Genomic DNA, 13,781 nt, shown 5'->3' with positions numbered 1-13,781 from the left:
TTGTGAATAGCACAGCTCTTGTAATGGATACTTATTTTAAATTCCGACTCAAAAAAGCTTTCGTACGTGCTGATTGAGGGTTCGTAAAGAGACTGTTTGGAGGACCCGACTCTTCGATTACCCCATTATCCATGAAGATGACTTTGTTTGCTACTTCCTTGGCAAATCCCATTTCGTGGGTAACGACAATCATCGTCATTTTTTCTTCTGCTAAGTCTTTCATCACCTCTAATACTTCACCAGTCAATTCGGGATCTAAGGCAGATGTTGGTTCATCAAACAGCAAAATTTCTGGTTCCATCATTAATGCACGAGCAATTGCAACCCGTTGTTTTTGTCCGCCTGAGAGTTTGGCTGGATATACATTTGTGAATTTAGAAAGCCCGATTTTTTTCAGTATTTTCATGCTTCTTTCATGAATGTTAGCGACCGATTCTTTCTTGACTAATTTCGGTGCAAGTTCAATATTCTCTTTTACGGTAAGGTGTGGAAAAAGGTTAAAATGCTGAAAAACCATCCCCATTTTTGTAGTAATTTGCTTAATTTTTTGTGGTTGTGAATAGATTCCGTCTTTCACTAACTCTTCTCCACAAACGCGAATACTACCCGCATCTATTTTTTCTAAATCAACAAGACAACGGAGCATTGTACTTTTTCCAGAACCAGATGGACCAATAACAGCAACAACATCATTGTTATTGACATCGAAGGAAATCTGCTTTAACACTTCTATCTTGTCATATGATTTTTTGAGATTTGATATTTCAATGATTGCCATAAGTATCCGTCCTTTTTATTCAAATTTAAATCTACGCTCTAGCCATTTAAATAGTGCTGTTAATAACAGAGTCATGATTAAATAAATAGTTCCCGCAACAAAAAATGGCACAATGGTAAAATCACGATTTACTGCAGTTTGTGCAAAGTGTAGCAATTCTGGTACCGCAACAGCATAGAGTAGGGCCGTATCCTTCACTAATGTAACAGATTCGTTTGCCACTGCAGGAAGAGCAATGCGAAACATTTGTGGCAGCACAACACGAGTCGTTGTTTGCCATCTATTTAAGCCAAGAACTTGAGATGCTTCATATTGGCCTTTATCGATAGCCAATAGACCTCCACGGAAAATTTCTGCGAAATAAGCTGCATAATTTAAAATAAAACCTAAAGAGGCAGCGACAAAACGATCTAACACTAAATATTCTCCAATACCTGGAATCATTGGCAAACCAAAGCAGATAAACAATAATTGCAGTAATAATGGTGTTCCGCGCATAACGTAAATGTAACAGCTTGCCAGCCATGCGATTGGCTTAATACTGCTTCTAATAGCGAGGGTTAATAGGAAACCTAATGGAATAGATACTACAATCGCAATCAGAAATAAGAGAACGGTTGCTTGTGCACCTTCCAACATTGGTTTCAGTATAGATAACATATAATCTAACGACATTTTTATTCCTCCAACAAAACAAAACAGGCTTTCGGAAAGAAATCCTGTTTTGTTTACGATTCATTTGCTAAATCTTACTGTAATACTTTATTTTCACCAAACCATTTTTCTGAGATGTCAGCGGCTGTACCATCTTCATTCATTTTATCAAGTGCTCTTTGAAGCTTCTCCAATAAAGCTTCATTGCCCTTTTTGACACCAATTCCATATTCTTCTGGAGCAAGTGATTCATTAAGTACTTTAAAGGAATCTTGTTCTTTCGTCATATAATAATCAATAACAATTTCATCAATAACAACAGCATCTAAACGACCGGATTTTAAATCATTTAATGCTAATACATTATCAGAGAACTCCGTAACTTCTTTAATTTTAGATTTGATTGAACTGTTATCTAATGCATCTGATGCAGAGGAAAGCGATTGAAGACCTACAACCTTTCCTTCTAAATCATCTAATTTCGTAATCGGTGAATTAGCTAATGTAACAACAACTTGTGCGTTTTTTAAATAAGGCTTTGTGAAAAGGACCTTTTCTTTACGCTCATCTGTAATCGTATAACCATTCCAAATTAAGTCAATTCGACCACTGCTTAGTTCAGATTCTTTTGTTTTCCAATCGATTGGCTGAAATTGAACAGACATATTCATTTTTTCAGCTGCCGCTTTCGCATAATCAATATCAAAACCGACAATCTCATTATTGTCATCCCTAAATCCCATTGGAGCAAATTTATCATCAATACCAATGATTAATGTATCTTCTTTTTTGTCTTTAGAATTGTTGGAACAAGCTGCAAAAACGAAAAATACTGATGCTAAAATAACTAAATTAATTGCTAAACGTTTCATGTTGAAAAGCCACCTTTATGAATTGTTAGTTATATTTCCAGAAGATAAATCTATTAAAATAACGGAAAAATCCTTTAGTTCGATAATATGTTAGAGTGATAAACCAATGAATAGAATTTACCATATTAAAAAAGGAATTGTCAATAAAATATTTTAGTATATTAGTATGATAAAGGATTTTGGCAGAAAAATAAGCTAATAACAGAGGGAATTTTCGGAATGAGTACTTTTTAAAGGGAAAGGATGTTTATTATCCTTAATTTATGTGATTCCTGCGGGAAGTGAGGGAAAAGGGAGGTCAATAGGCGAAGCCGAGGAGGTTTAGTGATTAATGCTAAAAAACAATAAAGCATTAAACACTTAGCCACCGTAAAAAGAACTTTCTATAATGCATAAGGTTTTATTCTTGCAGTAAATGGTTATTCTGGTATGTATTTTTGTGAAAAAACAAGTTTTTCTTTTTTCAAAATATAAGGATGAGTTTCTAATAAAATAGTTTCCAAAGTACTTGGCATTTTCCGTTCTCCATATGCGCATATCAACGGAAAGGAAATTTCGTTGACAGCGTTATCTACTACTCTTTCGAAATCTCCAATTAAATGGAAGGGTTCATCCATTGTTGCCCATTCTACATGTGCCCATGATCGAAAGGTGATATTTTGATTAATATAAGGTTGAACGGTTTTATTAAAGTAATCTGTAATTGCTGGTGGATGATAGCTCCCACTGGAAAAATAAAAATCTAAACTATTTACGTAATGTAATTGCTTCAATTGGATGGGGGTCAATCGAGCTTTTAATTGTTCTGAAATCTTTTTGAAGTTTCTGTCATTATCAATAAGGACTACGTACTCCCCTGCTTCTATTCCAGCATAGATAAAGCCGAGAACTTCCTCCATATAACTTTGCATGCCGGTGTAGAAGAATAAAACATGTAATTTCTCTTTCCCCTCAAAAAATAGCTGCTTTTTATTTTCCAAATATACACCTCTTCTTTTAATAATAATTTCATTATAGAGGATTTATAAGAGAAGATAACTAATAAAATATGAAATAAAAGGAGGAAATAATTTGTTATAAGAAAAAACTTTTTAATTCCTAGTTGACTTATAAGATAAATGAGTATAAATTAATAATAATAAATTTATTAAAAATACTTAATATTCCGAGTTGGAAGAAAGCTGATCAGAAAAACTGAAGGCTACTACCGTATTATAATGACGGTAGTAGCCTTTTTTTATAAAAAGAGGGGGAACCATTCAATGAAAAAAGAAGTAAAATCGTTATTTAAAATTTCTACTATTCTACTAACAGTATCATTAATACTTTCTGGATGCAGTGATTCCAAAAGCAGTGGTGCTAATTCGGATGCTTCATCGATAGAACTTTTGAATGTTTCATATGATCCTACGAGAGAACTTTATCAAGAATATAATGAGGCATTCGCGAAATATTGGAAAGAAAAAAAGGGACAGGATGTGACGGTTCAACAGTCACATGGAGGATCTGGAAAACAAGCGCGGGCGGTCATTGATGGAATCGAAGCAGATGTTGTTACACTAGCTTTGGCAGGAGATATTGATGCGATTGTAAAAGAAAGAGAAGGCATCATTCCAGAAGATTGGCAAACAAAATTTGAGAATAATTCTACCCCTTATACGTCAACTATTGTATTCCTTGTAAGAAAGGGTAATCCCAAAAATATTAAGGATTGGAATGACCTTATTAAAGAAGACATCTCAGTTGTCACTCCTAATCCTAAAACCTCTGGTGGTGCAAGATGGAACTATCTAGCCGCATGGGCTTATGCTGCTAAACAGTATAATGGCGATGAGGAGAAAATCAAAGAATTTATTAAAGGACTATTTCAAAATGTGGAAGTTCTCGATTCGGGTGCACGCGACTCTACTAATACATTTGTTCAGAGAGGGATAGGAGATGTATTAATAGCTTGGGAAAATGAAGCTTATTTAGCAATTGATGAATTAGGAAAAGATAACTTTGAAATAGTTAGTCCCTCATTAAGTATATTGGCGGAACCACCAGTAGCTGTAGTAGAAGGGATTACAGAGAAAAAAGGCACTACAGAAGTGGCTAAAGAATATCTTCAATATTTGTATAGTGAGGTAGGGCAGGAAATTGCAGCGAAAAATTACTATCGACCAAGAGATCCAGAAGTATTAAAAAAATATGCAGATCAATTTGAAGATATTGAATTAGTTACGATTGACGATGACTTCGGTGGCTGGACAGAAGCGCAAGAAAAACATTTTAGTGACGGGGGAACATTTGACCAAATCTATATTCCTTCTAATTAATTTGTAAAGAAAAGTAGTATTAAAACATTGCTGATTATTTCTATTAGGTAAAAAACATATTTTTCAAATCATCATTCCCATTTAACTATACTTAAGCGGGAATGATGATTTGCTGTTAAACAACATAAAAAGCAGTCTATCAATATTAACTATGGCTGTTTTCAAGCTTACAGAGGTGATGAGATGAGTAATGGAAGGAAACAAAAACGAGGTTTTAAAAAAAATAATGTTCTTCCTGGTTTTGGACTGTCCTTAGGATATACGATGCTATACCTAAGTATCTTGGTAATATTGCCATTAACCATGATCTTTTTTAATACGTCAAAAATGGGATGGACAAGATTTTGGGATACGGTTTTAGACCCAAGAGTAGTTGCCTCCTATAAATTAAGTTTTGGAGCGTCTTTCACTGCTGCCTTAATAAATGTAGTGTTCGGTGTATTACTTGCATGGGTATTAGTTCGCTATTCCTTTCCAGGTAAAAGGATTGTTGATGGGTTAGTTGATTTACCTTTTGCTCTTCCAACAGCAGTTGCAGGAATTGCATTAACAACTCTCTATGCGCCAAACGGATGGATAGGTAGTCTCCTTGGATTTAAGGTAGCCTTTACTCCTATTGGAGTAACCATTGCCTTAACTTTTATCGGCTTGCCCTTTGTTGTCCGGATGGTTCAACCCGTTCTGCAAAATCTGGAAAAAGAGATAGAAGAAGCGTCAGCAAGTCTTGGGGCAACTAGACTTCAAACATTTATTAAAGTAATTATTCCAGAGTTACTACCAGCAATTCTTGCAGGTTTTACACTGGCATTTGCTCGATCGTTAGGAGAGTATGGTTCTGTTGTTTTTATTGCCGGAAACATGCCGATGAAAACAGAAATTACGCCATTATTAATTATTACGAAACTCGAACAGTATGACTACGCAGGTGCTACTGCAATTGCATCTGTCATGTTATTTATCTCTTTTGTCTTACTTTTCTGTATAAATCTATTACAGTGGTGGACAAATCGAAATATGACTACGAACTAAGAAAGGAGGAGTTATTATGGCGGGAAACGTACCATTACAGCAAATCTCAGCACCTATTCAAACTAATTCAAGTACTTCGGAGCCAAAATGGCTACGCTTTGTTTTAATAAGCATTGCGCTTATATTCTTAGGTATATTTCTATTACTACCTTTAATCACCATTTTTATACAAGCATTTGACCAAGGCGTAAAGGTCTATCTTGCAGCTATAACAGAACCTGATGCTTTAGCTGCAATAAAGCTTACTTTATTGGTAGCAGTGATTGCTGTGCCGTTAAATGCGATTTTTGGAGTTGCTGCAGCATGGGCTGTATCAAAGTTCCAATTTAAAGGAAAGAATCTATTAATTACATTAATTGATCTACCTTTTGCCGTTTCGCCAGTTATAGCTGGATTAGTATTTGTGTTGCTTTTTAGTACACACGGTTTATTCGGAGAATGGCTTTTTGCTCATAATATAAAAATTATCTTTGCAGTTCCAGGGATTGTATTAGCTACAGTTTTTGTTACCCTGCCATTTGTTGCGAGAGAATTAATTCCTTTAATGCAAGCACAAGGAACATCGGAAGAGGAGGCATCTCTTACACTTGGTGCAGGAGGATGGAAAACATTTTGGTATGTGACATTACCGAATATAAAATGGGGTCTTTTATATGGAGTCATTTTATGTAATGCAAGAGCAATCGGAGAATTTGGAGCTGTTTCTGTCGTGTCAGGCCATATTCGTGGATTGACAAATACGATGCCTCTGCACATTGAGATCTTATATGGCGAGTACCGTTTTGCAGCTGCATTCGCAGTCGCCACACTTATGTCTATATTAGCAATTATTACCTTAATTATTAAAAGCTTACTAGAGTGGAAGACCAAAAAACAGCTTATGAATAACTAGTCATATGAGAGGAGGAAATAGGAGATGAGTATTTTAATAAAAGATGTTTCCAAAACATTTGGTTCTTTCCAAGCATTAAAGGATATAAATTTAGAAATTAATACAGGGGAATTAGTTGCATTACTAGGTCCTTCAGGGTCCGGAAAAACCTCTCTATTAAGAATTATTGCTGGATTGGAGACCGCAGATCAAGGAGTCATTTACTTTGGAGAAAATAATATGACGGAAATAAGCACAAAAGAACGAAATGTTGGGTTTGTGTTTCAGCATTATGCTCTTTTTCGTCATATGACAGTCTTTGAAAATATTGCATATGGGTTAAAGGTAAGACCAAGAAAAACTCGCCCTTCTAAGCAAGATATAGAATCAAAGGTAAATGAATTATTACGTTTAGTCAAACTAGAGGAACTGAAAAATCGCTTTCCTTCTCAGCTATCTGGAGGCCAAAAACAACGTGTTGCATTAGCAAGAGCATTAGCAGTAGAACCTAAAGTTCTCTTGTTGGATGAACCATTTGGGGCATTGGATGCGAAAGTTAGAAAGGATTTAAGACGATGGTTAAGACGACTACATGATGAATTTCATATTACGAGTGTATTTGTAACACATGACCAAGAAGAGGCACTGGATGTTGCCGATCGAATAGTCGTCATGAATGAAGGGAAAATTGAACAAATTGGTTCACCAGAAGAGGTATATGAACACCCAAACAGTCCATTCGTATATGACTTTCTCGGTAATGTAAATTTGTTTTATGGAAGGCTTGAAAACGGAAAGCTTCATCAAGGAGAAAGTATTTTTTCTGTTCCAGAATGGAAGCATGAAAAGAACAAGCAAGCAGTAGGATATGTTCGTCCCCATGATATTCATATTAGTAAAGAAGCACTAGGGGAAGATTCAATTTTAGCAACCATAAATCATATTCATATTGTAGGTCCGATTGTCCATTTAGAATTAAAGAGACAGGATTCTGATGAATATTTAGAAGCGGAAATTACAAAAGAAAACTTTCGTATTCTATCATTAAAGCAAAAAGAACAGGTTTATATAAAGCCAAACCAATTGAAGATATTTATTCCAGAAGATTATTCTATTTGAATAAAAATACGCTTTTTACTATGCTGTTATGCAGCATAGTTTTTTTCTGAGAATTAAAATTAATATGGTTTTGGAGAATGGCAATAATGATAGGAGAGGAAGGACTAGTTAGTTTTAGAGCCTTCCTCAATAGGAGTGTCTTTTGGAAAGGGCGTTTTCTAAAGGATTGTTGTTTTTTCAATCGAAAAAAATAATTAGTTGGAAAAATGGAGCAGCCGGAATACACGAAGACGCCACGGGGATTAGCGAGACAGTCTGAGACACCGGAGGAGAAGCTGAGGAGGCTCATCAGCGCGAGCCCCACGGAAAGCGAAGTGTATTCCGGCTGCGGGTAATCGCAACAAACTTTACGAAAAAAGCCTTTGGAAAATATAAAATCATGAAGATTGAAGATATTTGTAGAAGAAAAAAAGAAAGATGGATGAGAATGAGATTATCGACAGTTTTTCCATTTTAAAAAATATAGAATCGTGAAAACAAGAAATGTTACGCCAAAGATAACAAATATACTCATAAGTAATCTTTCCATAATAAATTTTAAATAAGGATTAGAACAAATCCATAAAAAGATATACATAAGAATGCCTGGAAGGATAGTATATAGAATTAACCTTGGATTAGATATTAAAGAAAGAAAAGTGTCCTTATAAGTTATTTTCCTTTTTTTATACGTAATCAGTTCATCGTTAGCTTTGTCATCAACATCTTTTTGGAACTGTTCTTCTGCCCACTGTTTGGCTAGTTTATTTATTTCAGCAGGTGTGTAATCTTGGTTAAAAAACGCTGCTTTTCTTTCTATCTGCTTTTTATATTTGCTATGTAGTCTTTCCATATGTCCTTCATCCAACAGTTTATTCTTTATTTGGATGGAAAAAGACTGATAAGGATCTTTCCTTTTTTTATATAAATAAACAAAACCAGCAACAAAACTAATTGGTAACCCCAAAATAATGATCGCTAAAAGATATAGTGGGCGTTTTTGAAGCTTGAAAAACGTTCGCTGAATATGGTCGCTAAATTCAATGAACATAGATTCTCTATTTCTATGAATGGGTGTTTCAGTATTCAAATATTTTTTTCCTCCTTTCTTTAAATTACATTATTCCGACCTGTATAGTATATTTTATTTGTAGAATACTAAAAAATCAATATATTTTGAAAGAAAAAAGTAAATTAGTAAATACATAGAAGGTGAAATAGGTGAACAGTATATTAAAGGTTGATAATTTAAAAGTTTCTTTTCTTACTCAGAATCAGGAATTTGAGGCAGTTAAAGGAGTAAGCTTTGAAGTGAAAAAGGGGGAAACGTTAGGAATAGTTGGTGAGTCAGGTAGTGGGAAAAGTGTCACAGCCCGTTCTATCATGAGACTCCTTCCTTCGCCACCTTCTTTGATGAAGGACGGCGTCATTACCTTTTTGGGAGAAAATCTTGCTGAGAAATCGGAAAAAGAAATGGAGCATATTCGTGGGAAAGAGATTGGCATGATCTTTCAAGATCCGATGACCTCCTTAAATCCGACAATTAGAATTGGTAAACAAATAGCAGAAGGTCTATCCAAACATCAAAAATTATCAAAAACAGAAGCGAAAAAACAAGCATTAGAATTGTTACGTTTAGTAGGAATCCGAGATGAGAAGGAACGCTATAATCAATATCCACATGAATTCTCGGGAGGAATGAGACAAAGGGTAATGATTGCGATTGCCCTTGCATGTCGTCCCACTTTATTAATTGCCGATGAGCCAACGACCGCATTAGATGTAACGATTCAAGCTCAAATCCTGGCTTTAATGAAGAATATGCAGAAACGGTTTGGTACATCCATTATTTTAATCACCCATGATTTAGGGGTTGTTGCAGGTATGTGTGATAATGTCGTAGTGATGAAAGATGGTGAAGTAGTCGAGTCTGGAACAACAGAAGAAATATTTGAAAAGCCTAAACATCCCTATACAAAAAAACTTTTACATGCTCTGCCAAGGCTTGACGAAAAGAAAAAAATAAAGCCAGCTCCTATTCATCTGCCAATCGAACAGGATCAGCCAATTCTTGAGGTGAATTCATTAAACAAACACTTTACTATTGGAAAAGGAGGTACTTTAAAAGCAGTAGATGATGTTAGTTTCGATATCCGAGCAGGAGAAACATTAGGCTTGGTTGGGGAGTCAGGTTCAGGAAAATCCACAACAGGGCGATCCATTTTACGATTACATGAACCGACGAGTGGTGAAATATTATATCAAGGAATTCCCGTTCATCGATTAAAGAAAAGTGAATTGAAAATGCTCCGTCGTCACATGCAAATTATCTTTCAAGATCCATATGCCAGTCTTAATCCAAGGTTCAAGATAGTAGATATCATTGGGCAAGCACTAGATATCCATCAATTATATAAAAATCCTACAGAACGTTTAAAAAGAGTAGAAGAATTATTGAATATGGTCGGATTGGATCCTTCTCATGCCTTTAGATACCCCCATGAATTTTCAGGTGGGCAACGGCAGAGAATTGGCATCGCGAGAGCGAACCGTCTTTTATCGTTTGTGATGAACCCTTATCAGCGTTAGATGTTTCTATTCAAGCACCAAATTGTAAAGCTTTTAGAGGATTTGCAGCATAAACTGGGCTTGACGTATTTATTTATTGCCCATGATTTATCGATGGTAAAACATATTAGTGATCGAGTAGCTGTTATGTATGCTGGGAAGATAGTTGAAATTGCAGAAAGTGAAGAATTGTACGCGAATCCACAGCATGCTTATACGAAAGAACTATTAGCAGCAATTCCTATTCCAGATCCTAAAGTGGAAAAGAATAAAAACAGGAATATTACGGAAGGTAATCTTGGTGAAGATAAATATCAAGTAAACAATACAAGGCTTGTAGAAGTATCAAAAGATCATTGGGTAGCAATGCCTATTTAGAAATTATTAGGGGATAGGTAAATATTTAACTTAGCAATATCCTATCCCTAATATAAAAATGCAAGATGTATTTTTGTACTTTCCATTCCCTTAGTATTGTTGGAAATTTAGTAATTAGTTATAATAAGCGAGAAGATAAGGAAGATTTCTATTGTTAAAAAACTGATTATTTTGATTTTTTAAACAAACGGGGAGGGAGAAGGGAATGAGTATATATCAAATAGTACTATTTGACTTAGATGGTACGCTTTCAGATCCTAAAGAAGGAATTACGAAGTCGGTTCAGTATGCATTGCAAAAATTAGGGCAAGAAGAATCGGATTTAGCCAAGTTAGAAAGGTTTATTGGACCACCACTCCAAGAATCATTTTCTACATATTATGGTTTTAATCAAGATATCACGAATCAAGCAATAGCCTTATACAGAGAGAGATTTAAGCAATTAGGAATGTTTGAAAATAAATTATACTCAAATATAACCACCTTGCTTGACTCCTTGAGAGAAAAAGGCTGCATTTTAATTGTAGCAACTTCTAAACCAACTGTTTTTGCAGAAGAAATTCTGAAATATTTTCAAATAGAAAGGTATTTTGCTCATATTATTGGCAGTAATCTGGATGGTACTAGATCATCCAAAACAGAAATTATTCAATACATATTAGCGTTGTATCCAGCATATCAACATCGTGATTTTGTGATGATAGGGGACCGAGAGCATGATATTATTGGGGCAAATAATACAGGAATTGATTCTATAGGTGTTACATATGGATACGGCACATACGAAGAGTTAAATCACGTAAATGCAACATTCATAGTAGAAAGTATTAATCAATTAAAAGAAATTTTAATAGATAGAAAGAGAAAGGAGCGAATAAGCCTTGTGACAGAGGAAGAGGCTCCGATTGTACATAAATTAATGCTAGAAGCATTTGAAGATTATCGTTATATTGAGGTACCTTCCAGTGCATTGACAGAACCAGTCGACAAATTAATAAATGCTCTTAAAAGTGGAACGGAGCAAGCTATTATCTATTGGTTAGATGATATCCCCTACGGTTCCTCCCGTTTGCAGCTAAAAGATGATTCTCTTTATTTTTCCAGACTTTCGGTAATTCCTTCAGCAAGAGGGAAAGGGATAGCAAAAGCGATGCTAGCTTGGATGGAGGAATATGCATTGTTAAACAGAAAGCAGAAAGTAGAATGTAAAGTAAGAGCAAATATTCCGAAAAATATTGAATTATATGAAAAATTAGGTTTTGTTATTACAAAAGAAGAAACAGCTGCTAATCCAAATGGAATGGCAGTGAAAGCAGTCTATATGGAGAAACTTGTAGAAAGGGTAATCTCTATGAGAATTTGAGTAAAGTTCTTCAATTGATAGGGAGTTACATCAACAATTGTGAAAACGGTCTGATAGTGACATTCAGACCGTTTTCCTTTTTTATATCACTAAGCTAGGGTCATGAAAATAAACGATTTTTGTCTATTTGTATTAACCGATCCAGTATATAGCTAATCCTGCTGTAATTATGGTAACCAGTATCAGTAGTAGAAAAGGAATATTTGGGAACAAACTTACGATGGATAAAATAATAACTATAACTATTAACGTCACTATCAATGAAAAGAGCAAACCTTTCCATACTGGGTCTATTTCTATATAGGCAGATATATAAGCAATTAAAAAGAGAATTATAGCATAAGCAAAATTTGTTAATAGATATTGTTCGGGAAGAAGAAAAAATAATCCAAATAATATAAGGATAAATAAATTTTGTTGACCTTTTTTTCTTCTAAGATTTTCTAGCCACATTTTCATAAGATACCTCTTTTTATCTTCTATTTTATTTTTTTATTGAAATACCCTCTTTTTATTCAGCTGCATCAAAAGGCATATTCTTATCTATTTATTATAATAAATCACTAGTGTTGCATTAATTTATTTTTACTATTAAAAATACTCAAAATGTTCAATTTTATTATTTTATGCAAAGAAAAAGTCCTTTATAATGGATAAGTCAGGTGGTAACCCGTCCAAATCCACTAAAAAAGGACCAACTCATGGACAAGATTACACGAAAAACTTCATTTGGACAATGGTTTTCACCAATAAATCTTCAACTTTTTGAAAAAACCGTGAAAACGTTGAAATTAGATTACTATACGAAAAAACTAAAAACAGACTCATTTCTAAAATTACTCCTTTTTGCACAGCTACAAGAAGTCGAAAGTTTGCATGAGCTAAGCGATTGTCTTTTCGACGACCAACTACAAAAAGGCATTGATCTTGATTCAATCAGTATTTCTCAGCTCTCACGCCGATTAAACGGTATAAATCCAGATTTATTTCAAAGGCTTTTCCTTGATTTAGTCGCACAAATTCATGCAAAAACACATTATACAAAGCTTATTATGCCGTTAAAAATCATTGATTCAAGCACATTGCCACTTAATTTGACCAATCATAAATGGGCAAAGTTCCGCAAAACAAAAGCGGGTGTCAAGTTGCATTTGAGACTTGTGTTTATGGAAAAAGGGAGTTCCTATCCTGAAAAGGCTGTTTTAACAACGGCAAAAGAACATGATCGTGGTCAGCTTGAAATCATGGTTGATGATAAAGAATGCATGTATGTGTTTGACCGTGGCTACCTAGATTACGAGCGCTTTGACCGAATGACAGATGATGGTTACTTTTTTCTTTCAAGGCTACGGAAAAACGCAGTCATACGGGAAGTTTATAATTTTAAACTACCCGAGAATTCAGCTGTTTTGTCAGATCAAATGGTGTTGATTGGTACGACTCAAAACCGTGCTGAAAATTACTTTCGTCTTCTAAAAGTGATGGATTCAAAAGGAAATGAACTGCATTTAATTACCAATCGTTTTGATTTGAGTGCCGAAGAAATTTCAGAGATGTACAAATCACGGTGGGCAATTGAGTTGTTCTTTAAATGGATCAAACAGCATCTCAGCATCAAAAAGTTCTACGGTCAAAGTGAATGGGCGATTCAAAACCAAGTGTTTATCGCACTGATTGTTTTTTGCCTACATGTTCTCGTACAACTTGAAACAAGAAGTAAGCGAAAAACCTTACAAATTAGCCGTTATTTAAGGGCTGCATTGTGGAAACCAGCCCATATCTGGCTTCGAAAGATTGAAGGGAAAGCCATCCCTTAATAAGCAAATTGTTGTTGTCGCACAAGTCTAATTGT

12 protein-coding genes and 1 pseudogene are annotated in these 13,781 nt (G+C 34.8%); 7 read left to right on the top strand and 6 right to left on the bottom strand.

Features of this window, described 5'->3' with window-relative positions; translation table 11 throughout:
- Positions 1–31: 31 nt before the first annotated feature.
- From HHU08_RS19130 to HHU08_RS19115, 4 genes are all read right to left on the bottom strand, one after another.
- A complete protein-coding gene (locus tag HHU08_RS19130) occupies positions 32–778 on the bottom strand; it encodes an amino acid ABC transporter ATP-binding protein (protein ID WP_169189056.1) in 747 nt (248 codons plus the stop codon).
- A 15-nt stretch (positions 779–793) separates the two neighbouring features.
- Positions 794–1,453, bottom strand: a complete 660-nt coding sequence (locus tag HHU08_RS19125) for an amino acid ABC transporter permease (protein WP_169189055.1) — start codon at positions 1,451–1,453, stop codon at positions 794–796.
- 74 nt (positions 1,454–1,527) lie between these two features.
- Positions 1,528–2,304 (bottom strand): amino acid ABC transporter substrate-binding protein, encoded by a 777-nt coding sequence (locus HHU08_RS19120; RefSeq protein ID WP_016203838.1) that lies wholly within the window; start codon positions 2,302–2,304, stop codon positions 1,528–1,530.
- A gap of 419 nt (positions 2,305–2,723) precedes the next feature.
- Positions 2,724–3,284, bottom strand: coding sequence for an MEDS domain-containing protein (locus HHU08_RS19115; RefSeq protein WP_016203837.1), 561 nt, complete (start codon positions 3,282–3,284; stop codon positions 2,724–2,726).
- 282 nt (positions 3,285–3,566) lie between these two features.
- Between HHU08_RS19115 and HHU08_RS19110 the strand changes: the two genes are divergently transcribed.
- From HHU08_RS19110 to HHU08_RS19095, 4 genes are all read left to right on the top strand, one after another.
- Positions 3,567–4,622, top strand: a complete 1,056-nt coding sequence (locus tag HHU08_RS19110; RefSeq protein ID WP_169189054.1) for a sulfate ABC transporter substrate-binding protein — start codon at positions 3,567–3,569, stop codon at positions 4,620–4,622.
- A gap of 183 nt (positions 4,623–4,805) precedes the next feature.
- The gene (cysT, locus tag HHU08_RS19105) at positions 4,806–5,651 is read left to right on the top strand and encodes a sulfate ABC transporter permease subunit CysT (RefSeq protein ID WP_169189053.1); all 846 of its coding nucleotides are present in this window, start codon (positions 4,806–4,808) and stop codon (positions 5,649–5,651) included.
- A gap of 16 nt (positions 5,652–5,667) precedes the next feature.
- Positions 5,668–6,543, top strand: a complete 876-nt coding sequence (cysW, locus tag HHU08_RS19100; RefSeq protein WP_016203834.1) for a sulfate ABC transporter permease subunit CysW — start codon at positions 5,668–5,670, stop codon at positions 6,541–6,543.
- 24 nt (positions 6,544–6,567) lie between these two features.
- Positions 6,568–7,641, top strand: coding sequence for a sulfate/molybdate ABC transporter ATP-binding protein (locus HHU08_RS19095; protein ID WP_169189052.1), 1,074 nt, complete (start codon positions 6,568–6,570; stop codon positions 7,639–7,641).
- A gap of 433 nt (positions 7,642–8,074) precedes the next feature.
- Here HHU08_RS19095 and HHU08_RS19090 read toward each other — a convergent pair whose 3' ends face one another.
- On the bottom strand, positions 8,075–8,710 hold the full coding sequence (locus tag HHU08_RS19090) for a hypothetical protein (RefSeq protein ID WP_169189051.1): 636 nt from the start codon (positions 8,708–8,710) through the stop codon (positions 8,075–8,077).
- A gap of 131 nt (positions 8,711–8,841) precedes the next feature.
- Between HHU08_RS19090 and HHU08_RS25770 the strand changes: the two are divergent.
- Both HHU08_RS25770 and HHU08_RS25765 read left to right on the top strand, forming a co-directional pair.
- Positions 8,842–10,566, top strand: a pseudogene (locus HHU08_RS25770) (ABC transporter ATP-binding protein).
- A 205-nt stretch (positions 10,567–10,771) separates the two neighbouring features.
- Positions 10,772–11,929, top strand: a complete 1,158-nt coding sequence (locus HHU08_RS25765; RefSeq protein ID WP_169189050.1) for a GNAT family N-acetyltransferase — start codon at positions 10,772–10,774, stop codon at positions 11,927–11,929.
- 132 nt (positions 11,930–12,061) lie between these two features.
- Here HHU08_RS25765 and HHU08_RS19075 read toward each other — a convergent pair whose 3' ends face one another.
- Positions 12,062–12,388: a hypothetical protein gene (locus HHU08_RS19075; protein ID WP_101729254.1), complete on the bottom strand. Its 327-nt coding sequence runs from the start codon at positions 12,386–12,388 to the stop codon at positions 12,062–12,064.
- A gap of 242 nt (positions 12,389–12,630) precedes the next feature.
- Between HHU08_RS19075 and HHU08_RS19070 the strand changes: the two genes are divergently transcribed.
- Complete coding sequence (locus HHU08_RS19070) at positions 12,631–13,746, top strand: IS4 family transposase (RefSeq protein WP_169189049.1); 1,116 nt, start codon at positions 12,631–12,633, stop codon at positions 13,744–13,746.
- Positions 13,747–13,781 lie beyond the last annotated feature (35 nt).

This window comes from Niallia alba, from assembly GCF_012933555.1.
In the GTDB taxonomy this organism is placed as follows: domain Bacteria; phylum Bacillota; class Bacilli; order Bacillales; family Cytobacillaceae; genus Niallia; species Niallia alba.
The sequence above is the reverse complement of the archived record's forward strand: the minus strand, read 5'-3'. Positions and strand labels throughout refer to the sequence as shown.

Excerpts from the sequence above, each read along its gene's own strand:
- HHU08_RS19130 (WP_169189056.1), bottom strand. The coding sequence starts at position 778 with ATGGCAATCATTGAAATATCAAATCTCAAAAAATCATATGACAAGATA.
- HHU08_RS19125 (WP_169189055.1), bottom strand. The coding sequence starts at position 1,453 with ATGTCGTTAGATTATATGTTATCTATACTGAAACCAATGTTGGAAGGT.
- HHU08_RS19120 (WP_016203838.1), bottom strand. The coding sequence starts at position 2,304 with ATGAAACGTTTAGCAATTAATTTAGTTATTTTAGCATCAGTATTTTTC.
- HHU08_RS19110 (WP_169189054.1), top strand. The coding sequence starts at position 3,567 with ATGAAAAAAGAAGTAAAATCGTTATTTAAAATTTCTACTATTCTACTA.
- cysT (WP_169189053.1), top strand. The coding sequence starts at position 4,806 with ATGAGTAATGGAAGGAAACAAAAACGAGGTTTTAAAAAAAATAATGTT.
- cysW (WP_016203834.1), top strand. The coding sequence starts at position 5,668 with ATGGCGGGAAACGTACCATTACAGCAAATCTCAGCACCTATTCAAACT.
- HHU08_RS19095 (WP_169189052.1), top strand. The coding sequence starts at position 6,568 with ATGAGTATTTTAATAAAAGATGTTTCCAAAACATTTGGTTCTTTCCAA.
- HHU08_RS25765 (WP_169189050.1), top strand. The coding sequence starts at position 10,772 with ATGAGTATATATCAAATAGTACTATTTGACTTAGATGGTACGCTTTCA.
- HHU08_RS19075 (WP_101729254.1), bottom strand. The coding sequence starts at position 12,388 with ATGAAAATGTGGCTAGAAAATCTTAGAAGAAAAAAAGGTCAACAAAAT.
- HHU08_RS19070 (WP_169189049.1), top strand. The coding sequence starts at position 12,631 with ATGGACAAGATTACACGAAAAACTTCATTTGGACAATGGTTTTCACCA.